A 19,089-nucleotide genomic window follows, 5' to 3' on the forward strand; every position below is an offset into this window, starting at 1 on the left:
GCGCCGTTGTCCACGCTACGAGTTACGGGCTCTTCAACCAACACTTTCAGGCTGGCGAATCGCCCCGTTCAGGAGGGCGAACGCCAGTGTCGTGGAGTGGGTCAAGCCGCATGGATGCGGCGAGAGGCCTAACGGGCCATGGACGGCCCGTGTAGGCCGACCCCGGAACGGCGCTGGCGTGAGCGAAACGTAGCGTAGCGGAGTAACAGCCGCAGGCTGGCCCGAAGGGCGAGCAACGCGACTCACCCGCAGCGCAGCGGAGGGCCGGATGTCCAGGGCAAGCGTTTTTGCTTACTTTTTTCCGGGGCGCGCAGCCGCGTTTGAAAAAAGTGAGTCGCCCGGGTGGGCGAAACAAGAAACATCAGCAAAGCTCGATGAACAGCCAGGGCACTTACAAAACCTAGGGTGCAGAGTTGCACATGCAACAGTTGGGCTTCGCTCCCGCTCAGCCCAACCTACGAAAAATCAGCGAACGCTCAACCGATACCCCACCCGCTCCAACCACTGGGCTTCCAGCTCGAAGTCGGCCTGGGTCAGGGGGTTTTCCTCCAGCCAGCCGTCGGGGAACTGCACGTCCAGGCTGCGCTCGCCAGCGCTGAGCTGGACGTCCGGAATGCTCTTGTGGCGGATGTGGTGGAAGAGGATGGCGAAGCGCAGCAGCAGGGTCAGGCGCAGCAAGGGCTCGCCTTCCGGGCCCAGCTCCTGCAGGCGATCCTGGGGGATGTTGCGGCGGTGGCCGCGCACGAGCAGTGCCAGGGCTTGCTGGTCACGGCGGGAGAAGCCGGGCAGGTCCGAGTGCTCGATCAGGTAGGCGCCGTGCTTGTGGTACTGGTAGTGGGCGATATCCAGGCCCACGCCGTGCAGGCGCGCCCCCCAGCGCAGGAGCTCGGCATGGTTCTCGTCGGTCAGGCCCCAGGCGTCGGCGACCTGGGCCAGGGACTTGAGCGCGCGCTTTTCCACGCGCTCGGCGTGACGCTGGTCCACGTGGTAGCGCTCGGCCAGGCCCTTGAGGGTGCGTTCGCGGACGTCCTCGTGGCTGTGCCGGCCGATCATGTCGTAGAGCACCCCTTCGCGCAGGGCACCTTCGGAAAGGTGGATCTCCTGCAGTTCCAGGGCCTTGAACAGGGCTTCGAGGATGGCCAGGCCACCTGGCAGGATGGCGCGCCGATCCGGCTTCACGCCATCGATGTTGAGCAGGTTGATGTCGCCCTGCTTGAGCAGCTTGCGTTTGAGCCACTCGATGCCGTCCGGGGTGATCTCGCCATTGCCACGGCCGGCGGCCTGGATCGCCAGAGCCACGGCGCGGATGGTACCGGAGGCGCCGAGAGCCTGGTGCCAGCCCATCTCGCGCAGGCCCTGGTCGATGTTCATCAATTCCAGGCGCGCGGCAGTGTAGGCACGCGCATATTGGGCCGCGGTGATCTTGCCGTCGGCGAAGAATCTCTTGGTAAAGCTGACACAGCCCATCTGCAGGCTCTCGCGCTGCAGGGTCTCGAAGCGCTGGCCGATGATGAATTCGGTGCTGCCGCCGCCGATGTCGGTCACCAGGCGGCGCCCGGGCACATCGGGCATGGAGTGGGACACGCCCAGATAGATGAGGCGGGCCTCTTCGCGACCGGAAATGACCTCGACCGCATGGCCGAGCACGGCTTCGGCGCGCTGGATGAATTCGGCGCGATTGCGCGCCTCGCGCAGGGCATTGGTGCCCACCACCCGTACGGCGCCTCGCGGCATGCCGGCGATCAGCTGGGCGAAGCGGCGCAGGCAGTCCAGGCCACGCTGGATGGCCTCTTCGCTGAGCAGGCGCGATTCGTCCAGGCCGGCGGCCAGCTGGATCTTTTCGCCCAACCGCTCAAGGATGCGGATCTCCCCGTGGAAATTGCGCGCCCGGACGATATGAAAGCTGTTGGAGCCCAGGTCGATGGCGGCGATCAGTTCGTGGGGTTCGGCTGGCGAAGGCTGCATCTGGAGGCTCTCGGCGATAAACCGCGCCATCGTGCCAGCTAGCCGGTGATGGCTTCAAGCGCACAGCGGTTACGGTTGCGCAAAGTGGCAGAAAAAATAGGGCTTTTCGCCTCAGGAGGCCACCTGACCGATGAACTGGGCCAGTTCCGGTGTCTGCGGGCGGGCGAACAGCTCCTGGGGATGACCGCTCTCGTGCACCTTCCCCTGGTGCATGAACACCAGCTTGTCGCCCACTTCGCGGGCGAATCTCATCTCGTGGGTGACCATGATCAAGGTCATGCCCTCGCGGGCCAGCTGTTTGACCACGGCAAGCACCTCGTTGACCAGCTCCGGATCCAGCGCCGAGGTGATTTCGTCGCACAGCAGCACCTTGGGCGACATGGCCAGGGCGCGGGCGATGGCCACCCGCTGCTGCTGGCCACCGGACAGCCTATCCGGATAGCTGTCGAATTTCTCCGCCAGGCCGACCCGGTCGAGCATCTGTCGGGCCAGGGCGCGGGCCTCGTCCTTGCTCGTCTTCTTGACCACCTGGGGCGCCAGCATCACGTTTTCGCCCACCGTGAGGTGCGGGAAGAGGTTGAACTGCTGGAAGACCATGCCGACCTTCTGCCGCAGTGAACGCAGGTTGACCCGCGCGGCGTCCAGGTACTCGCCGTCCACCTCGATGACGCCGTCGTTGATCGACTCCAGGCCGTTCAGGGTGCGCAGCAGGGTGCTCTTGCCCGAGCCGCTCTTGCCGATGATGGCCACCACCTGGCCTTCCTCGACGGTCAGGTCGATGCCCTTGAGCACATGATGATTGCCATAGTGTTTGTGCAGGGCGGTCACTCTAAGCAGCGGCATGCAGTCTCCTTTCCAGCCAGCGCGCGGCCAGCGACAGCGGGTAGCAGAGGATGAAATAGCCCAGGGCGGCGAGGCCGTAGACGGTGAAGGGCTGGTAGGTGGCATTGGCGAGCATGCCGCCGATCTTGGTCAGCTCGGTGAAGCCGATGATGGAGGTCACGGCGGTACCCTTGACCACCTGTACCGAGAAGCCCACGGTAGGTGCCACGGCGATGCGCAGGGCCTGGGGCAGGATCACATGACGCAACTGCTCGAAGCGGGTCAGGGCCAGGCTTTCCGACGCCTCCCACTGGCCGTGGGGAATGGCCTCGACGCAGCCGCGCCAGATTTCGGCGAGGTAGGCGCTGGTGAACAGGGTCAGGGCCACGCCGGCGGCCAGCCAGGCGGGAATCTCCAGCCCCAGCAGCGAGATGCCAAAGAACACCAGGAACAGCTGCATCAATAGCGGCGTGCCCTGGAACAGCTCGATGTGCAGGCGCGCCAGCGTGCGTGGCGTCCGCAGCGGCGACAGCCGTGCCCAGAGCACCAGCAGTCCGGCCAGGCCGCCGCCGGCAAAGGCCGCCAGCGACAGGATGAAGGTCCAGTACAGCCCGGTACCGAGGTTGCGGACGATATCCCAGAGGGTGAAATCCATCAGCGGCCTCCCTGGATGAAGCGCCGGCCGATCCAGTGCAGCAGCTGGCGCACGCCGATGGCCATGACCAGGTAGAGCAGGGTGGTCAGCAGATAGGTCTCGAAGGCGCGGAAGTTGCGCGACTGGATGAAGTTGGCGGCGAAAGTCAGTTCCTCGGTGGAGATCTGCGAGCAGACCGCCGAGCCCAGCATCACGATCACCACCTGGCTCGACAGGGCCGGCCAGACCTTGGCCAGCGCGGGCCGCAGGATCACGTGGCGAAAGGTCTCGGCGCGGGTCATGGCCAGGGCCGCGGCGGCTTCCAGCTGGCCCTTGGGCACGGCCTGGATGCCGGCGCGAATGATTTCCGTGGAATAGGCGCCCAGGTTGATCACCATGGCCAGCACCGCCGCCTGCCATTCGCTGATGTGCACCCCCAGCGAAGGCAGGCCGAAGAAGATGAAGAACAGCTGGATCAGAAAGGGCGTATTGCGGATCAGCTCGACATAGACGCCGAACACCCGGTCGAAGGGCGTGAGCCGCCAGGCGCGGCAGACCGCGCCAAGAATGCCCAGGGCAATGCCCAGCACCGCGCCGATGGCGGTCAGCTCCAGCGTGAAAAGGGCGCCCTTGAGCAGCAGATCGCTCTGCTGCAGTACCGGCTGGAAGTCGAACTGGTAGGCCATGCCTTACATGTCCTTGGGTAGCGGCTGGCCCAGCCACTTCTCGGCCTGGCGATCCAGGCTGCCGTCGGCGCGGGCGGCGTCGAGGATGCCGTCCAGCTTGGCCTTGAGCGCCGGTTCGTGCTTGGCCAGGCCGATGTAGTTGGGCGAATTCTTCAGGGTGATCTTCATCTCCGGTGCGCGGTCGGGCTTCTTGTTGGCGATGGACGCCATCACCGAGCTGCCACTGGCGATGAATTCGGTCTGGCCGGCGAGATAGGCGGCGATGGTGGCGTTGTTGTCCTCGAAGCGCTTGATCACCGCGTCCTTGGGCGCCACCTTGCTCAGCTCCATGTCCTCGATGCCGCCGCGGGTCACGGCGACGGTCTTGCCGGCCAGCTCCTCGGGCGTGCTCAGGGTGCTGCCCTTGGCGCCGAACACGCCGAGAAAGAAGGGCGCATAGGGCTTGGTGAAGTCGATGACCTGTTCGCGCTCGGGATTCTTGCCCAGGCTGGAGATGACCATGTCCACCTTGCCGGTGGTCAGGAAGGGAATGCGGTTGGTGCTGGTGACCGGGGTCAGGGCCAGCTTGACCCCGAGCTTGTCGGCGATCAGCTGGGCGGTGTCGATGTCCAGGCCGCGGGGCTTGAGATCCGGGCCCACGGTACCGAAAGGTGGAAAGTCCTGGGGTACGGCGATGCGCACCGTGCCGCGCTGCTGGATATCGGCCAGCTGATCGGCCTGGGCGGGAGCGTGCAGGGCGGTCAGGCCCAAGGCGAACAGGGAGAGGGCGGTCCAGCGCTTGAGCATGACGAGACTCCGGAAGCAGGATGGGATGGCTCTGCCCAGTGCATTTCATGTGCCAGCACCCTGCCGGGCTGCCGCAGAGGCCGCTACGCTTGGCGATTGGTCTTACTGGTCTGAACAGTTGGCCGGCGGCTAAGCAGACCTCTGCTTTTAGCGTGAGCCGCTTTGGTGCGCGCTTGTCGTGCCGTGCTCCGCCTTAGGGCCAGGCTTGAACTGGCGGGAAAATCGGCATAAAAGGCGAACTTCCGGACTGACTGGCCTGACCACTCTATGCCCCTCGCAGCCACCCGCGCCGTCCCCCACTATGCCGTCGACGCCATTCGCCAGCTGATCGAGACCGAAGGCTATGCACCCGGCGCGGCGCTGCCGGCGCAACGCGAGCTGGCCGAGCGGCTGGGCGTGAGTCGCGCGTCCCTGCGCGAGGCGCTGTCCACCCTCAGCGCCTTGGGACTGGTCAGCGTCCAGCCTGGACGTGGGGTCTATGTGCAGGAAGCGACGCACGCGGACGGGCCTTGGCCCTTCACCGGCGAGGTCACCCCGGCCCACGTCTTCCAGTTGCGCTTCGCGCTGGAGGGTTTTGCCGCGGGACTGGCCGCCATGACCCTGAGTCCCGCCGATCTGGATCGGCTGGAGGTCAATCTCGGTGCCCTGCACCGGGCACTACGGGCTAACGAGCTGGAAGAGGCAGCGGCGCTGGACTTCGACTTCCATCGCCAGTTGCTGCTGGCCGCGGACAATCCGGCCATGCTGGCAGTGATCACCACCAGCCCCGAGCGCTTTCACGAAAGTCAGAAGCTGCCCTTCGTCCGGCCCGAGCGGGCCCTGGAAACCTGGCAGGAACATCGGCGCATTCTCCGGGCCCTGACCCGGCGCTCGCCAGCGGCTGCGCAGAAGGCCATGCGCGAACATATCCGCAATGCGGCGTTGCGCAGTGGAACCCCCTTCCCGGTGCCTGCTGTCTAAAACGCTGTCCACGATCGGCTGCGTGTCGGCAAGCGATGGCGAAAAGGCCTTAGGAATGCGCATTTACCCCGCGTAGACTCCACTTTCCGAGGCCTTGCCGCCCTGGTTGTCGCCGGCTCGCCAGATCGTGAGCTGCGTCTGCCATCAATGCCCGTCATAGTCACCATCAATGTTCGAATGCTTTCGAAGTGACGGCAGCAGGGCTATCATGGCCATACTTCAAGTCGCACCCGAATTCGGAGAGAGTCAATGAGCGAATACATCACCAACGTCAGCGACGCCAGCTTCGAGCAGGACGTGCTGAAGTCCGACAGCCCCGTGCTGGTCGACTACTGGGCCGAATGGTGCGGTCCCTGCAAGATGATTGCCCCAGTCCTGGACGAGATCGCCAAGGACTACCAAGGCAAGCTCAAGGTCTGCAAACTGAACATCGACGAAAACCAGGACACCCCGCCCAAGTACGGCGTGCGTGGCATCCCGACCCTGATGCTGTTCAAGAACGGCGCGGTCGAGGCCACCAAGGTCGGTGCTCTGTCCAAATCGCAACTGGCTGCCTTCCTCGACGCCAACGTCTGAGGAATCTGGTCGAAAGCCCCGCCATGCGGGGCTTTTTTATGCCTGGACGGCTGGACGTGTACCCATGCAGGTGCTAGATTCCAGCCACGACCCCATCAGTGGGCCGTCTTCTCATCTGCTGTAGCCGTCAGTTCTCCTCTTCAGAACGCATCCCGCGAAACTACTCTCGCATCCGGCCGCTCAGCTCGAATCCCTCCCTCGCCTCTTCTCACGTCAACATACGTCTATGAATCTGACCGAACTCAAGCAAAAGCCCATCACAGAACTGTTGGAAATGGCGGATGCCGCGGGCTTGGAAAACATGGCCCGGTCCCGCAAGCAGGACATCATCTTTGCGCTGCTCAAGAAGCACGCCAAAGGCGGCGACGAGATTTCCGGAGATGGGGTGCTGGAGATATTGCAGGACGGCTTCGGCTTCCTGCGTAGCGCCGACTCCTCCTATCTGGCCGGCCCCGACGACATCTATGTCTCCCCCAGCCAGATCCGCCGCTTCAACCTGCGTACCGGCGATACCATCATCGGCAAGATCCGTCCGCCGAAAGAGGGCGAGCGCTACTTCGCGCTGCTCAAGGTCGATACCATCAACTTCGACCGTCCGGAAAACGCCAAGAACAAGGTGCTGTTCGAAAACCTGACGCCCCTGTTCCCTACCAAGCGCCTGACGATGGAAGCCGGCAACGGCTCCACCGAAGACCTCACCGGTCGGGTCATCGACCTCTGTGCCCCCATCGGCAAGGGTCAGCGCGGCCTGATCGTCGCACCGCCCAAGGCGGGCAAGACCATCATGCTGCAGAACATCGCCGCCAACATCACGCGCAACAATCCCGAGTGCTACCTCATCGTGCTGCTCATCGACGAGCGTCCCGAGGAAGTGACCGAGATGCAGCGCACCGTGCGTGGTGAAGTGGTGGCGTCCACCTTCGACGAGCCGCCGACCCGCCACGTGCAGGTCGCCGACATGGTGATCGAGAAGGCCAAGCGCCTGGTCGAGCACAAGAAGGACGTGGTCATCCTGCTGGACTCCATCACCCGTCTGGCCCGTGCCTTCAACACCGTGATCCCCAGCTCCGGCAAGGTGCTCACCGGTGGTGTCGACGCCCATGCCCTGGAGAAGCCCAAGCGCTTCTTCGGTGCCGCGCGGAACATCGAAGAAGGCGGCAGCCTGACCATCATCGCTACCGCGCTGGTGGAAACCGGCTCGAAGATGGATGAGGTGATCTACGAGGAATTCAAGGGCACCGGCAACATGGAACTGCCCCTGGAGCGTCGTATCGCCGAGAAGCGGGTTTTCCCGGCCATCAACATCAACAAGTCCGGCACCCGCCGCGAAGAGCTGCTCACCGACGAGGAAGAGCTGTCGCGCATGTGGATCCTGCGCAAGATCCTGCATCCGATGGACGAGATCGCTGGGATCGAATTCCTCCTCGACAAGTTGCGTCAGACCAAGACCAACAACGAGTTCTTCGATTCGATGAAGCGCAGCAAGTAAGGCGCCGTCGCATGCAAAGGCCGGGGAAATCCCGGCCTTTCGCGTTTCTGGGCCAATGCTTTCTCGATGCGCGACTCAGGCGGTAGACTGCCAGACTTTCCCCAGCACCAAGAGGCCGCATGCAATACCGAGATCTGCGTGACTTCATCCGCAGCCTGGAGCAGCGTGGTGAACTGAAGCGCGTGACCGCACCGGTCTCGCCGATCCTCGAGATGACCGAAATCTGCGACCGCACCTTGCGCAAGCAGGGCCCGGCGCTGCTGTTCGAGAATCCCGTGGGCTTTTCCATGCCCGTGCTGGGCAACCTGTTCGGTACGCCCCAGCGCGTGGCGCTGGGCATGGGCGCCGAGGACGTCGGCGCCCTGCGCGAGATCGGCAAGCTGCTGGCCTTCCTCAAGGAGCCCGAGCCACCCAAGGGCCTGAAGGATGCCTGGTCGAAGCTGCCGATCTACAAGAAGGTCATCAGCATGGCGCCCAAGGTCCTCAAGGATGCGCCCTGTCAGGAGGTGATCGAAGAGGGCGAGGCAGTCGATCTGGGCAAGCTGCCGATCCAGCACTGCTGGCCGGGCGACGTGGCGCCGCTGATCACCTGGGGCCTGACCGTCACCCGCGGGCCCAACAAGGAGCGCCAGAACCTCGGTATCTATCGCCAGCAGGTCATCGGCCGCAACAAGCTGATCATGCGCTGGCTGAGCCACCGTGGCGGTGCCCTGGATTTCCGCGAGTGGTGCCAGAAGCATCCCGGCCAGCCCTATCCGGTGGCCGTGGCCCTGGGCGCGGATCCGGCCACCATCCTCGGTGCGGTCACGCCGGTGCCCGATACCCTTTCCGAATACGCCTTCGCCGGCCTCCTGCGTGGCAGTCGCAGCGAGCTGATCAAGTGCGTGGGCAACGACCTGCAGGTGCCGGCCAGCGCCGAAATCGTGCTGGAAGGGGTCATCCATCCGGGTGAGACGGCGCCGGAAGGCCCCTATGGCGACCATACCGGCTACTACAACGAGGTCGATACCTTCCCGGTCTTTACCGTGGAGCGCATCACCCGCCGGCGCGACCCCATCTATCACAGCACCTACACCGGACGGCCGCCGGACGAGCCGGCCATCCTCGGCGTGGCGCTCAACGAAGTCTTCGTGCCCATCCTGCAAAAGCAGTTTCCGGAAATCGTCGACTTCTACCTGCCGCCGGAAGGCTGCTCCTACCGCATGGCGGTGGTGACCATCAAGAAGCAGTACCCGGGCCATGCCAAGCGGGTGATGCTGGGCGTCTGGTCGTTCCTGCGGCAGTTCATGTACACCAAGTTCGTGATCGTCACCGACGACGATATCAATGCCCGCGACTGGAACGATGTCATCTGGGCCGTCACCACGCGCATGGATCCCAAGCGCGACACCGTGATGATCGACAACACCCCCATCGACTACCTGGACTTCGCCTCGCCGATCTCCGGCCTGGGCTCGAAGATGGGCCTGGACGCCACTCACAAGTGGCCGGGTGAAACCACCCGCGAATGGGGCCGGGCGATCGTCAAGGACGAAGCGGTGGTCAAACGGGTGGACGAGATGTGGTCCAGTCTCGGGATCGATTAACGGAGACGACGATGAAGGTCACCCTGCAGCCCTCGGGTGCGGTATTGGAAACCCAGCCCGGCGAAGCCATTCTGGCCGCCGCGCAGCGCCTCGGCTACAGCGGGCCGCACAGCTGCCGCAATGGCAATTGCCAGCTCTGCGCCGCGCTGCTGGTGGAGGGTCAGGTCATCCAGCACGGGCAGACCGCCGATCATGGCGAAGTCTATGTCTGCGTGGCCGTGCCCCTGACCGATTGCCTGCTGCAATGGGACGGGGTGCTGGCGCCAGGCGAGTTGCCGATGCGCAAGCTGGCCTGCCAGGTCGTCGCGCTCGATGATGTCGGCGGTGATGTGCGCCGCGTGCGATTGCGTGCGCCGGCCGGGCGACCACCGCGTTATCACGCCGGCCAGTATCTGATGGTCCAGCGGGATGACGGCAAGCAGTCGGCCTTTTCCCTGGCCTCCGCGCCACACCAGGGGCGCGAGCTGGAATTGCACGTGCTGGCCCGCGAGGCCAGCAGCCAGGCACTGCTGGCGCAATTCGAAACCAAGGGCATGGCCCAGGTCGAACTGCCCTATGGTGATGCCCACCTGGCCGAGCTGCCCGATGGCCCCCTGGTGCTGATCGCCGCCGGGACCGGCATGGCGCAGATGCACAGCCTCATCGAGGACGCTCGTACCCGTGGCTTCGCTCATCCGGTGCACCTCTACTGGGGTGTGCGGACACCGGAGGACTTCTATGCCATCGAGTCATGGGACTCCTGGGCGGACCTGCCCAACCTCACCCTGAACCGAGTGGTGAGCGAGGCCTGCGGCTGGGAAGGGCGCTGCGGTCTGCTGCACGAGGTGGTACGCGCGGATTTCGCCGACCTGAGCGATCTGCATGTCTATGCCAGCGGCTCGCCAGCCATGGTCTACGCCACCCTGGATGCCTTGGTGGAAGCCGGCATGGACGCGCACCAGATGCGCGCCGACGTCTTCGCCTACGCGCCGCGGAGTTAGGCTCGCCGCGGCCATGGCGACCAGTGATGTGCCGCCGTAGGTTGGGTTGAGCGCAGCGAAGCCCAACAGCTCTTGCCGCTGCGCGCCGATCACGTTGGGCTTCGACGATGGAGCCGTCTCAGCCCAACCTACGAGACCGCCGCTAGGCTCAGCGCGCGGACTTGGCCACCATGCCGGTGTGTCTCAGGGTCATCGCCAGGAAGACGATGGCCAGGACGCACGAGCCGATCAGCAGCATGAAGCCGCCATCCCAGCCGAAGTGGTCCACGGTGTAGCCCACCAGGGCGTTGGCTGCCACCGATCCGCCCAGGTAGCCGAACAACCCGGTAAAGCCTGCGGCGGTGCCGGCAGCCTTCTTGGGCACCAGTTCCAGCGCCTGCAGGCCGATCAGCATCACCGGGCCGTAGATCAGGAAGCCGATGGACACCAGCGCTGCCAGATCGACACCGGGGTTGCCTTCCGGGTTGAGCCAATAGACCAGAGTGGCGACCAGTACGCCAAGCATGAACACCACGCCGGTCGCGCCACGGTTGCCGCGGAACAGCTTGTCCGACAGCCAGCCGCAGAGCAGAGTGCCGGGGATGCCGGCCCACTCGTAGAAGAAGTAGGCCCAGGAGGTCTTGTCCACTGAGAAGTGCTTGGCTTCCTTGAGGTAGGTGGGTGCCCAGTCCAGCACGCCATAGCGCAGCAGGTAGACGAAGACGTTGGCCAGGGCGATGTACCAGAGCAGGCGATTCTTCAGTACGTATTCTACGAAGATCTCCTTGGTGGAGAATTCGCGCTCATGGCCTTCGCTGTAGCCTTCGGGGAAATCCTGTTTCCAGTTTTCCACCGATGGCAGGCCGCAGGATTGTGGGGTATCGCGCATGGCGATGAAGGCGAACACGGCGACTGCCAGCGCCACCACGGCCGGGACATAGAAGGCCGCATGCCAGTCGTTGAACCAGGCCAGGCCGAGCAGGAACAGCGGCCCGATCAGACCGCCGCCCACGTTGTGGGCGACGTTCCACACCGAGACCACACCGCCGCGCTCCTTCTGCGACCACCAGTGCACCATGGTGCGACCGCTGGGCGGCCAGCCCATCCCCTGGAACCAGCCATTGAGAAACAGCAGGACGAACATGATGCTGACACTGGAGGTAGCCCAGGGCGCGAATCCGAACAGCAGCATCACCAGCGCCGACATGGCCAGCCCGAAGGGCAGGAAATAGCGTGGGTTGGAACGGTCCGAGACCAGACCCATGAGGAACTTGGACAGGCCGTAGGCGATGGCCACCGCGGAGAGCGCCACGCCCAGTTCACCCCGGCTGTAACCTTGCTCCACCAGGTAGGGCATGGCCAGCGAGAAGTTCTTGCGCAGCAGGTAGTAGCCCGCGTAGCCGATAAAGATCCCGGCAAAGATCTGCCAGCGGAGGCGACGGTAGACGGGGTCGATACGATCGGCGGGCAGCGGCGCGCTATGGGCCGCGGGAGCGAAGATTCCAAGCATGGGAGCCTCGGTATTGTTATAAGTATTAATCGAAAGCGAACATTCCAGGTTCGTTTTCGAATATTACAATGATATTACAGCCTGAACAGGCTTTTCCGCTCTGCGGCAGCCAGGGCCGGGTTTGCCCCTTGATCTGTACGGGTTGCGCGCCTAGGGTGGCGCGTCCTGCCGTCGTCGTTTTTCGCGAGTCGCTATGCCTGCCTGGAAAGTCCTGTCTTCTCGTGCCCTTAACCTCGCCCTGGCGCTGTTCGAGCGCTATCCGCGACTGATCGCCCTGGCCGGCTTCATCTCGGGGATCTGCAGCTTCCTGCTGGTGGACCGGCAGAAAGGCTTCGCGCCCGTGATGGCGGTGATCATGCTGGCGAGCTGGGTCTGGCTGATGCTGGAAAACGTGCTCAGGGGCTGGGTCAGCCGCCGCTTCGGCTGGGAATTGCCGCCGCCGCTGCTGCGCTACGCCACCCAGCTGATCCACCAGGAGAGTCTGTTCTTCTGCCTGCCGTTCTTTGCCATCACCACGGCCTGGAACAGTGGCCAGGCGCTGTTCACCGGGCTGCTTGGCGCGGCCGCACTGGTTTCCATCATCGATCCGCTCTACTACAAGACCCTGGCGCCGCGGCGCTGGGTATTCCTCAGCTACCACACCCTGACACTGTTCGCGGTATTGCTCACCGCCTTGCCGATCATCCTGCACCTGACCACCACCCAGAGCTACGAACTGGCGCTGGGCGTCGCCGTACTGCTGTCCTTTCCCAGTCTGGCAGTGGCCTTCCGGGTGCGCCTGGGCTGGCGCTGGCTGGGCTTGCTGGGGCTGTGCCTGGCCATCGGCGCCTTCGGCTGGCTGGGGCGCGCCTGGGTACCGCCGGCGACCCTGTGGCTGACCGACATGGGCATGAGCACCAACTTCGACAGCCTCAAACGCCAGCCCGGCGATGCGGTGAAGACGCTGAGCAGTGCCCAGCTGCGCGCCCAGGGGCTCTATGCCTTTACCGCCATCAATGCGCCACGCGGCCTGAACGAACGCATTTATCACGTCTGGCGCCATGCCGGTCGGGAAGTGGATCGCATTCCCCTGGACATCAGCGGCGGTCGGGAGGCGGGCTATCGCGCCTGGACCCACAAGCAGAACTTTCCGGGCGACGTGACTGGCCGTTGGCAGGTGCAAGTGGTGACGGACGTCGGCCAGGTGATCGGAACCCTCAGGTTCGAGGTGACCCCTTGAGTCCTGCTGGCTATGCTGCAGGCACCCACCTCTAAAGGATTTGCCGTGAAAGTCTTCGCTGCCGTTTTGTTGTCCTTCTGCCTGGCCCTCAATGCCTGGGCGAATGAAGAGAAAAAGGAAGGGGAGGCCCCCAAGACCGAGTTCTACAACCTGACCCCGGCGCTGGTCGGTAACTACGGCAGCGGGCCCAAGCTCAAGTACTACAAGGCCGATATCGCGCTGATGGTGACCGGCAAGGAAGCCAAGGACCGGGTGGAGTTCCACGAGCCGCTGATCCGCAATCAGCTGGTGATGCTTTTCGCCCAGCAGACCGACGAGACCCTGGCCGGCGTGGAGGCGCGCGAGAAGCTGCGGCAGGAGGCCCTCAAGCAGGTACAGAGCGTGATCACCCAGGAGGAGGGCAAGCCCCTGGTGGAGGATCTGCTGTTCAACAACCTGATCATCCAGCCCTGAGAAGCGGCGCGCGACCTGCTAGGCGGTGTTGAAAATGTCGCCTTCGTTCCGGCCTCGTGAGCAGCCTCTGGCGCCGATTCAGCCGCGGGCCGCGTTGACGATCGCCGCCCACTCCGTGGCGCTGACCGGCATCACCGAAAGCCGGTTGCCCTTGCGCAGCAGGGCGAAGTCGGCAAGCGCCGGCAGCGCGCGCAGGCGCGGCAGCGTCAAAACCCGCGGAAAGGCTTCGACGAAGGCGACCTGGCGCGCCGTCCAGGGGTTGCTGTCGGCGCTGGCCTTGGGTGCATGGTAGGGGCTCTCTGGATCCAGGGCGGTGGGATCGTCGAAGGCCTCGCCCACGATTCGGCCGATGCCGGCGATGCCTGGCTCGGCGCAACTCGAATGATGAAAGAAGAACAGGTCGTCGGGCGCCATGGCACGCAGGAAATTGCGCGCCTGGTAATTGCGCACGCCATCCCAGCGCGCCTGGCCCAGGCGTTGCAGGTCGTTAAGTGAGAACTCATCGGGCTCGGATTTCAACAGCCAGCAGGCCACGGTTCGTCTCCTGACGAATGGAGGCTCGGGAGCCTCCAGGAAGGGGTCTGGTCGATTGCAAGGGGCGACCGCTTGTCGCAGAATGCCGCGCATTCCGGATGTAGTCTGACCGTACGCGCTGAGCATAACAGGGCGACGTCCTGTCCTGCCCAAAGGTGCCAGCAAGGGGGTGGCCCAGCTCGATGAAACGCAAACCTGATCTCTTATGGGTGCTGGTCCTGATCTTCACCCTGGGCGTGGTCACCACCGGGTACACCCAGAGTTTCTGGGAACAGCGCCAAAGCCAGCAGCAGTACGCCCGCTATGCCGGCGACGTTCAGTCGACGCGGGGCGTCTCGCCCGCGCGCTGACCGTACCAGCCACCATCGCTCACCACGGCCGCCATGGGCACGTCCCAGGCCGCCAGGGTCAATCGCTCCACCTTCTGACATTCATGGGCACAGCCGATCAGCTGCGGGCTGTGCCACTGCCGTCGCCGCGCCAGATAGGCCAGGTTGCGGTCATAGAAGCCCTTGCCCATGCCCAGGCGTCCGCCCTGGGGATCGAAGCCCACCAGCGGCATCAGGATCAGGTCCAGCGCCCAGGTCGGTCGACCAAGACGCCGATCGGGGCGTGGCTCGGCGATGCCGAAGCGATTGCGCACCCAGGACTCGCCGCGACCGACCCGTTGAAAGATCATGGCCGTGCGCGGCCAGCGGGAGAGTACCGGGAGGTAGGTGGCCTTGCCGCGGCGCTGGGCTTCTTCGAGTAACGGACGCGGATCGATCTCGCCATCGCTGGGCAGGTAGAACGCGATATGGCGGGCGCGACGAAACAGCGGATGCTGGGCAAGCTGGCGATACAGTTCGCGGGCGGCCTGGCGTTGCTGGATGGGCGTGAGGGCGCGACGTCGCTGGCGCAGTAGCTTGCGCAGCGCGGGCCGACTGAGGTGGGAAGAGGGCGGGATGGACATGAAAGAAATGAGCTCTCCGGAATGCCGCTGCCGGTGTAGCCCTTGAACCCTTGGTTCAAGGTGGGAGAAGTCGTAGACCTTTAGGCTTTCCGCCGTAGCGGACATGCACACCAGTCTTACGAGCAACCCCCGGGGTGTTGCTTATCGGCTCGGGGACATGACCGACTGGCGCACACACCAGAGAGTGATCTCCAGTATACGCCCCTGAGCCGGGATGCAAACCCCCGCCTATCTCGGTCGGCTGTCAGGCAGTGGTGTCGTGTTCGGTGATCAGGGCGCGGTCGACGCGATCCAGCAGGTCGCGAACCCGTTCGCGGGTGCTGCTCACTTCCAGGCTGACATCATCCTGGCGATGCAGCAGTTCGTGGGTGATGTTGAGGGCGGCCATCACGGCCACGCGGTCGGCGCCGATGACCTTCCCGCTGGCGCGGATCTCGCGCATCTTGCCGTCCAGGTAACGGGCGGTGCTCTCCAGGTTGGCACGCTCGTCAGCGGGACAGCTGATGCGATATTCCTTTTCCATTATCTGGACGGTCACGGTCTCGATGCTCATGAGTCCTGCTCCAAGGCTTTCAGGCGTAAAATCATCGCTTCGACCTTCGATCTGGCCAATTCGTTCTTTTCGATCAACTCGGCGCGCTCCTGGCGCCAGTTGCGCTCGCCCTGGCGCAGTTGTCGATTCTGCCGCTGCAATTCCTCAAGACGCAGGAGCAGGCGCTCCACACGGTCACCGAGGGCTTCCAGATCGGCGTCGAGGGGCGTGTCGCGAGACTCGCGCATGAGGGCTACAGCTCCAGAAGGGTGCAACGAGATTGGCCGCCGGCGGGGTCAGCGCGTAGGATAAGGCTTCATTCTAGCCAGCGCCTCACCTCGACGCCATGTCCAGCTCAGCATCCGCCTACGCCGCCTTCTCCACCCTGCTCGCCGAGGCCGCTTTGCCGGTCTCGCCCGCCGAACTCCACGGTCACCTGCTCGGGCGGGTCTGTGGGGGCGCGGGCTTCGACGAGAACGACTGGCTGGCTGCGGCCAGCGAGCTGCTCGGTGGCGCGCCGGGCGAGCGTTTGCAGGCGGCGCTCTCGGGGCTGCTGGGCATGGTGCAGCAGGAATTCGCCGGCCAGCAGGTGGCCCTGGTGCTGATGCTGCCACCGGACGAATTCCCCCTTGCCGAGCGCACCGCCGCCCTGGGTCAGTGGTGTCAGGGCTTTCTAGCCGGCTTCGGCCTGTCCGGGCGTACGGGCGAGGTCTCCGGCGAGGCGCGCGAGGTACTCGAAGACCTGGCAGCCATCGCGCAGATTCAGGAGCCCGCCGAGGAAGGCGAAGAGGGTGAGAACGACTTCATGGAAGTCACCGAATACCTGCGCGTGGCCCCGCTGCTGCTCTATGGCGAGTACGGCCGCGGCCCCATCCCCGAACCCGCACCCGTGGTGCACTGAGCGGCCATGCCGCGGATCCACAAGGCCGAATTCGCCCGTCGCCGCCGCGCCCTGATGGCCGAGATCGGCCACGGCGGCATCGCCCTGTTGCCTGCTGCGCCGGTGTGCCTGCGCAACCGCGACATCGAGCAGCCCTATCGCCAGGACAGCGACTTCCAGTACCTCACCGGTTTTCCCGAGCCGGAAGCCCTGGCCGTGCTGATTCCCGGCCGTGCCCATGGTGAATACCTGCTGTTCTGCCGCGAGCGGGACGCGGAAATGGAGCGCTGGGAGGGACGGCGCGCGGGTCAGGAAGGGGCGCTGGCCGACTATGGCGCGGACGACGCCTTTCCCATCGGCGATCTGGACGACATCCTGCCCGGCCTGCTCGAAGGCCGCGAGCGGGTCTACTACGCCATGGGTGCCCATCCGGAATTCGAGCGCCAATTGCTCAACTGGATCGAACTGATCCGCGCCAAGGCCGACCAGGGCGCCTCGCCGCCACGGGAGCTGCTGGCGCTGGATACCCTGCTACACGACAGCCGGCTGTACAAGTCGGCCGCCGAGGTGCGTCTGCTCAAGGCCGCGGCCGAGCTGACCTGCGCCGCTCACCTGCGTGCCATGCAGGCCTGCCGGCCGGGGCTGCGCGAGTATCACCTGGAGGCGGAGCTGGACTATTGCTTTCGCCAGGGTGGTGCCCGACTGGCGGCCTATGGCTCCATCGTTGCGGCGGGGGCCAACGCCTGCGTGATGCATTACCAGGCCAACGATGCGCTACTGCGCGACGGTGACCTGGTGCTGATCGATGCCGGCTGCGAGCTGGAGTGCTATGCCAGCGACGTGACCCGTACCTTTCCGGTCAGTGGTCGCTTCTCGCCGGAGCAGCGGCAGCTGTACGACATCGTGCTGGCTGCCAACCAGGCCGCCATCGCTTGCGTGGCGCCTGGGCGGCACTGGAACGAACCCCATGAGGCCACGGTCAGGGTGATCACCGAGGGCCTGTTGAAACTGGGTCTGCTCCAGGGCGCCCTGGACGACCTGATCGAGGCAGGCGCCTGTCGCGAGTTCTACATGCACCGCGCCGGTCACTGGCTGGGGCTGGATGTCCATGACGTGGGCGAATACCGCATCGGCGACCAGTGGCGGATGCTGGAGCCCGGCATGGTGCTGACCGTGGAACCCGGACTCTATATCCCGCCGGACGCCGAGGTGCCGCGCAAATGGCGCGGCCTGGGCGTCCGCATCGAAGACGAAGTACTGGTGACGCGCAGTGGCTGCGAGGTGCTGACCGCCGGCCTGCCCAAGGCGGCCGCGGAGATCGAAGGCTTGATGGCAGCCGCGAGCGGCTGCCGGGAGAACGCTCATGCAACGTCCTGATATCGCCATCATCGGCGGCGGCCTGGTCGGCGCCAGCCTGGCCCTGGCCCTGCAGGCCGGCGCCAAGGCGCGCGGCTGGCGCATCCTGCTGGTGGAGCCTTTCGCCCCTGGCGATAACTATCAGCCCAGCTACGACGCCCGCTCCTCGGCGTTGTCCTACGGCTCGCGGCTGATCTACCAGCGCCTGGGCGTGTGGGACGCCCTGGCCGACCATGCCGAGGCGATCCGCGAGATCCAGGTGTCGGATCAGGGCCGCTTCGGCGTGACCCAGCTGCTTGCCCAAAACGAGAATCTGCCAGCGCTGGGCTATGTGGTGGAGAACGCCTGGATCGGCCAGGTGCTCTGGCAGGCACTGGATCGCGAGGTGGTGGACTGGCGCTGCCCGGCCGAGGTGCGCAGCCTCACCGCCATGGCCGACGGCTATCGCCTGGAACTGGATGACGGCGCGACCCTGGAATGTGGTCTCGCGGTGCTGGCCGACGGTGGGCGTTCGGCGCTGCGCGAGTCCCTCGGTATCGAGGTGCGCCGCACCCTCTACGAGCAGACCGCGCTGATCGCCAACGTCTCGACCAATCTGGGCCATGGCGGCCGCGCCTTCGAGCGCTTCACGCCCCATGGCCCCCTGGCGCTGTTGCCCCTGCCGGGCAAGCGCAGTGCCCTGGTCTGGACCCAGCCGGACAGCGAAGCGCTGCGCCTGCAACGGGCACCGGACGCGATCTTTCTCGACGAATTGCAGCAGGCGGTGGGCTATCGCCTGGGCAGCTTCACCCAGGTCGGCACCCGCCATGCCTATCCGCTGACCCTGCTGGAGGCCAGCGAGCAGGTCCGCCCGCATCTGGTGGTCCTGGGCAATGCCGCCCACAGCCTGCACCCCATCGCCGGCCAGGGCTTCAACCTGTCCCTGCGCGATGTCGACAGTCTGGCCGAGTGCCTGCTGGAGAGCGCTGCGGCGCCCGGTGACTTCGCCACCTTGCAGGAGTACCTGCAGCGTCAGCGCCTGGACCAGCAGCTGACCATCGGCTTTTCCGATCGCATCACCCGGCTGTTTTCCAACAGCCGGCCCTGGCTCAGTGCCGGACGCAACCTGGGCCTGGTCGGCCTGGAGCTGTGCCCTCCGGCCAAAAGCGCCTTCGCCCGCCAGGCCATGGGCCTGGGTACCCGTCCCTGAC

21 protein-coding genes and 1 other RNA gene are annotated in these 19,089 nt (G+C 65.1%); 11 read left to right on the top strand and 11 right to left on the bottom strand.

The window, feature by feature from the left end; translation table 11 throughout:
* Positions 1-465: 465 nt before the first annotated feature.
* The 5 genes from ppx to ACUCV0_RS13800 all read right to left on the bottom strand — a co-directional run bounded on the left by ppx (position 466) and on the right by ACUCV0_RS13800 (position 4,893).
* Positions 466-1,965, bottom strand: a complete 1,500-nt coding sequence (ppx, locus tag ACUCV0_RS13780) for an exopolyphosphatase (protein WP_482212928.1) — start codon at positions 1,963-1,965, stop codon at positions 466-468.
* A gap of 111 nt (positions 1,966-2,076) precedes the next feature.
* Positions 2,077-2,808, bottom strand: coding sequence for an amino acid ABC transporter ATP-binding protein (locus ACUCV0_RS13785; RefSeq protein ID WP_183631757.1), 732 nt, complete (start codon positions 2,806-2,808; stop codon positions 2,077-2,079).
* The gene (locus ACUCV0_RS13790; RefSeq protein WP_482212980.1) at positions 2,795-3,445 is read right to left on the bottom strand and encodes an amino acid ABC transporter permease; all 651 of its coding nucleotides are present in this window, start codon (positions 3,443-3,445) and stop codon (positions 2,795-2,797) included. Before ACUCV0_RS13790 ends, ACUCV0_RS13785 begins: the two co-directional genes overlap by 14 nt.
* The gene (locus ACUCV0_RS13795) at positions 3,442-4,107 is read right to left on the bottom strand and encodes an amino acid ABC transporter permease (protein WP_059316553.1); all 666 of its coding nucleotides are present in this window, start codon (positions 4,105-4,107) and stop codon (positions 3,442-3,444) included. The genes ACUCV0_RS13790 and ACUCV0_RS13795 overlap by 4 nt, the downstream gene beginning before the upstream one ends.
* 3 nt (positions 4,108-4,110) lie before the next feature.
* Positions 4,111-4,893: a transporter substrate-binding domain-containing protein gene (locus ACUCV0_RS13800; protein ID WP_059316552.1), complete on the bottom strand. Its 783-nt coding sequence runs from the start codon at positions 4,891-4,893 to the stop codon at positions 4,111-4,113.
* Between the two features lie 267 nt (positions 4,894-5,160).
* Between ACUCV0_RS13800 and ACUCV0_RS13805 the strand changes: the two genes are divergently transcribed.
* The 5 genes from ACUCV0_RS13805 (at position 5,161) to ACUCV0_RS13825 (ending at position 10,484) form a co-directional block, all read left to right on the top strand.
* Entirely contained in the window at positions 5,161-5,853 is a 693-nt protein-coding gene (locus tag ACUCV0_RS13805) for a FadR/GntR family transcriptional regulator (protein WP_059316551.1), read from the top strand.
* A 249-nt stretch (positions 5,854-6,102) separates the two neighbouring features.
* Positions 6,103-6,429: a thioredoxin TrxA gene (gene trxA / locus ACUCV0_RS13810; protein WP_017639417.1), complete on the top strand. Its 327-nt coding sequence runs from the start codon at positions 6,103-6,105 to the stop codon at positions 6,427-6,429.
* A 226-nt stretch (positions 6,430-6,655) separates the two neighbouring features.
* Positions 6,656-7,918, top strand: a complete 1,263-nt coding sequence (rho, locus tag ACUCV0_RS13815; protein WP_059316550.1) for a transcription termination factor Rho — start codon at positions 6,656-6,658, stop codon at positions 7,916-7,918.
* Positions 7,919-8,037: 119 nt separating this feature from the next.
* Positions 8,038-9,504: a 4-hydroxy-3-polyprenylbenzoate decarboxylase gene (gene ubiD, locus ACUCV0_RS13820; RefSeq protein ID WP_017639419.1), complete on the top strand. Its 1,467-nt coding sequence runs from the start codon at positions 8,038-8,040 to the stop codon at positions 9,502-9,504.
* An 11-nt stretch (positions 9,505-9,515) separates the two neighbouring features.
* A complete protein-coding gene (locus ACUCV0_RS13825) occupies positions 9,516-10,484 on the top strand; it encodes a CDP-6-deoxy-delta-3,4-glucoseen reductase (RefSeq protein WP_482212929.1) in 969 nt (322 codons plus the stop codon).
* Positions 10,485-10,632: 148 nt separating this feature from the next.
* Here the strand turns inward: ACUCV0_RS13825 and glpT are convergent, their stop codons facing one another.
* Positions 10,633-11,973, bottom strand: a complete 1,341-nt coding sequence (glpT, locus tag ACUCV0_RS13830) for a glycerol-3-phosphate transporter (RefSeq protein ID WP_059316548.1) — start codon at positions 11,971-11,973, stop codon at positions 10,633-10,635.
* A gap of 193 nt (positions 11,974-12,166) precedes the next feature.
* Between glpT and ACUCV0_RS13835 the strand changes: the two genes are divergently transcribed.
* Together ACUCV0_RS13835 and ACUCV0_RS13840 are read left to right on the top strand one after the other, a co-directional pair.
* Positions 12,167-13,192, top strand: a complete 1,026-nt coding sequence (locus ACUCV0_RS13835; RefSeq protein WP_313648647.1) for a DUF5924 family protein — start codon at positions 12,167-12,169, stop codon at positions 13,190-13,192.
* A 45-nt stretch (positions 13,193-13,237) separates the two neighbouring features.
* The gene (locus ACUCV0_RS13840) at positions 13,238-13,645 is read left to right on the top strand and encodes a flagellar basal body-associated protein FliL (protein ID WP_059316546.1); all 408 of its coding nucleotides are present in this window, start codon (positions 13,238-13,240) and stop codon (positions 13,643-13,645) included.
* 78 nt (positions 13,646-13,723) lie between these two features.
* Here the strand turns inward: ACUCV0_RS13840 and ACUCV0_RS13845 are convergent, their stop codons facing one another.
* On the bottom strand, positions 13,724-14,179 hold the full coding sequence (locus tag ACUCV0_RS13845; RefSeq protein WP_271653311.1) for an EVE domain-containing protein: 456 nt from the start codon (positions 14,177-14,179) through the stop codon (positions 13,724-13,726).
* Positions 14,180-14,361: 182 nt separating this feature from the next.
* Here ACUCV0_RS13845 and ACUCV0_RS13850 point away from each other — a divergent pair, with 182 nt between their 5' ends.
* A complete protein-coding gene (locus ACUCV0_RS13850; RefSeq protein WP_167348572.1) occupies positions 14,362-14,529 on the top strand; it encodes a hypothetical protein in 168 nt (55 codons plus the stop codon).
* Here the strand turns inward: ACUCV0_RS13850 and ACUCV0_RS13855 are convergent.
* From ACUCV0_RS13855 to ACUCV0_RS13870, 4 genes are all read right to left on the bottom strand, one after another.
* A complete protein-coding gene (locus ACUCV0_RS13855; RefSeq protein WP_482212930.1) occupies positions 14,496-15,131 on the bottom strand; it encodes a 5-formyltetrahydrofolate cyclo-ligase in 636 nt (211 codons plus the stop codon). The genes ACUCV0_RS13850 and ACUCV0_RS13855 overlap by 34 nt on opposite strands.
* A gap of 9 nt (positions 15,132-15,140) precedes the next feature.
* A non-coding RNA gene (ssrS, locus tag ACUCV0_RS13860) (6S RNA) lies at positions 15,141-15,318 on the bottom strand.
* 57 nt (positions 15,319-15,375) lie between these two features.
* On the bottom strand, positions 15,376-15,684 hold the full coding sequence (locus ACUCV0_RS13865; RefSeq protein WP_017639427.1) for a cell division protein ZapA: 309 nt from the start codon (positions 15,682-15,684) through the stop codon (positions 15,376-15,378).
* Positions 15,681-15,911: a TIGR02449 family protein gene (locus ACUCV0_RS13870; RefSeq protein ID WP_007161334.1), complete on the bottom strand. Its 231-nt coding sequence runs from the start codon at positions 15,909-15,911 to the stop codon at positions 15,681-15,683. Before ACUCV0_RS13870 ends, ACUCV0_RS13865 begins: the two co-directional genes overlap by 4 nt.
* Positions 15,912-16,009: 98 nt before the next feature.
* Between ACUCV0_RS13870 and ACUCV0_RS13875 the strand changes: the two genes are divergently transcribed.
* From ACUCV0_RS13875 to ubiH, 3 genes are read left to right on the top strand one after another with little or no spacing between them, the layout of a single operon-like run.
* Positions 16,010-16,564, top strand: coding sequence for a UPF0149 family protein (locus ACUCV0_RS13875; RefSeq protein ID WP_007161333.1), 555 nt, complete (start codon positions 16,010-16,012; stop codon positions 16,562-16,564).
* A 6-nt stretch (positions 16,565-16,570) separates the two neighbouring features.
* Entirely contained in the window at positions 16,571-17,920 is a 1,350-nt protein-coding gene (gene pepP, locus ACUCV0_RS13880) for a Xaa-Pro aminopeptidase (protein ID WP_482212931.1), read from the top strand.
* Positions 17,907-19,088, top strand: a complete 1,182-nt coding sequence (gene ubiH / locus ACUCV0_RS13885) for a 2-octaprenyl-6-methoxyphenyl hydroxylase (protein ID WP_482212932.1) — start codon at positions 17,907-17,909, stop codon at positions 19,086-19,088. Before pepP ends, ubiH begins: the two co-directional genes overlap by 14 nt.
* Position 19,089: the final 1 nt, after the last annotated feature.

This window comes from Pseudomonas sp. VMV1, from assembly GCF_056790235.1.

Bases quoted from the DNA above. Each gene is read 5' to 3' on its own strand.
- ppx (WP_482212928.1), bottom strand. From the start codon at position 1,965: ATGCAGCCTTCGCCAGCCGAACCCCACGAACTGATCGCCGCCATCGAC.
- ACUCV0_RS13785 (WP_183631757.1), bottom strand. From the start codon at position 2,808: ATGCCGCTGCTTAGAGTGACCGCCCTGCACAAACACTATGGCAATCAT.
- ACUCV0_RS13795 (WP_059316553.1), bottom strand. From the start codon at position 4,107: ATGGCCTACCAGTTCGACTTCCAGCCGGTACTGCAGCAGAGCGATCTG.
- ACUCV0_RS13800 (WP_059316552.1), bottom strand. From the start codon at position 4,893: ATGCTCAAGCGCTGGACCGCCCTCTCCCTGTTCGCCTTGGGCCTGACC.
- ACUCV0_RS13805 (WP_059316551.1), top strand. From the start codon at position 5,161: ATGCCCCTCGCAGCCACCCGCGCCGTCCCCCACTATGCCGTCGACGCC.
- trxA (WP_017639417.1), top strand. From the start codon at position 6,103: ATGAGCGAATACATCACCAACGTCAGCGACGCCAGCTTCGAGCAGGAC.
- rho (WP_059316550.1), top strand. From the start codon at position 6,656: ATGAATCTGACCGAACTCAAGCAAAAGCCCATCACAGAACTGTTGGAA.
- ubiD (WP_017639419.1), top strand. From the start codon at position 8,038: ATGCAATACCGAGATCTGCGTGACTTCATCCGCAGCCTGGAGCAGCGT.
- ACUCV0_RS13825 (WP_482212929.1), top strand. From the start codon at position 9,516: ATGAAGGTCACCCTGCAGCCCTCGGGTGCGGTATTGGAAACCCAGCCC.
- glpT (WP_059316548.1), bottom strand. From the start codon at position 11,973: ATGCTTGGAATCTTCGCTCCCGCGGCCCATAGCGCGCCGCTGCCCGCC.
- ACUCV0_RS13835 (WP_313648647.1), top strand. From the start codon at position 12,167: ATGCCTGCCTGGAAAGTCCTGTCTTCTCGTGCCCTTAACCTCGCCCTG.
- ACUCV0_RS13850 (WP_167348572.1), top strand. From the start codon at position 14,362: ATGAAACGCAAACCTGATCTCTTATGGGTGCTGGTCCTGATCTTCACC.
- ACUCV0_RS13855 (WP_482212930.1), bottom strand. From the start codon at position 15,131: ATGTCCATCCCGCCCTCTTCCCACCTCAGTCGGCCCGCGCTGCGCAAG.
- ACUCV0_RS13865 (WP_017639427.1), bottom strand. From the start codon at position 15,684: ATGAGCATCGAGACCGTGACCGTCCAGATAATGGAAAAGGAATATCGC.
- ACUCV0_RS13870 (WP_007161334.1), bottom strand. From the start codon at position 15,911: ATGCGCGAGTCTCGCGACACGCCCCTCGACGCCGATCTGGAAGCCCTC.
- ACUCV0_RS13875 (WP_007161333.1), top strand. From the start codon at position 16,010: ATGTCCAGCTCAGCATCCGCCTACGCCGCCTTCTCCACCCTGCTCGCC.
- pepP (WP_482212931.1), top strand. From the start codon at position 16,571: ATGCCGCGGATCCACAAGGCCGAATTCGCCCGTCGCCGCCGCGCCCTG.
- ubiH (WP_482212932.1), top strand. From the start codon at position 17,907: ATGCAACGTCCTGATATCGCCATCATCGGCGGCGGCCTGGTCGGCGCC.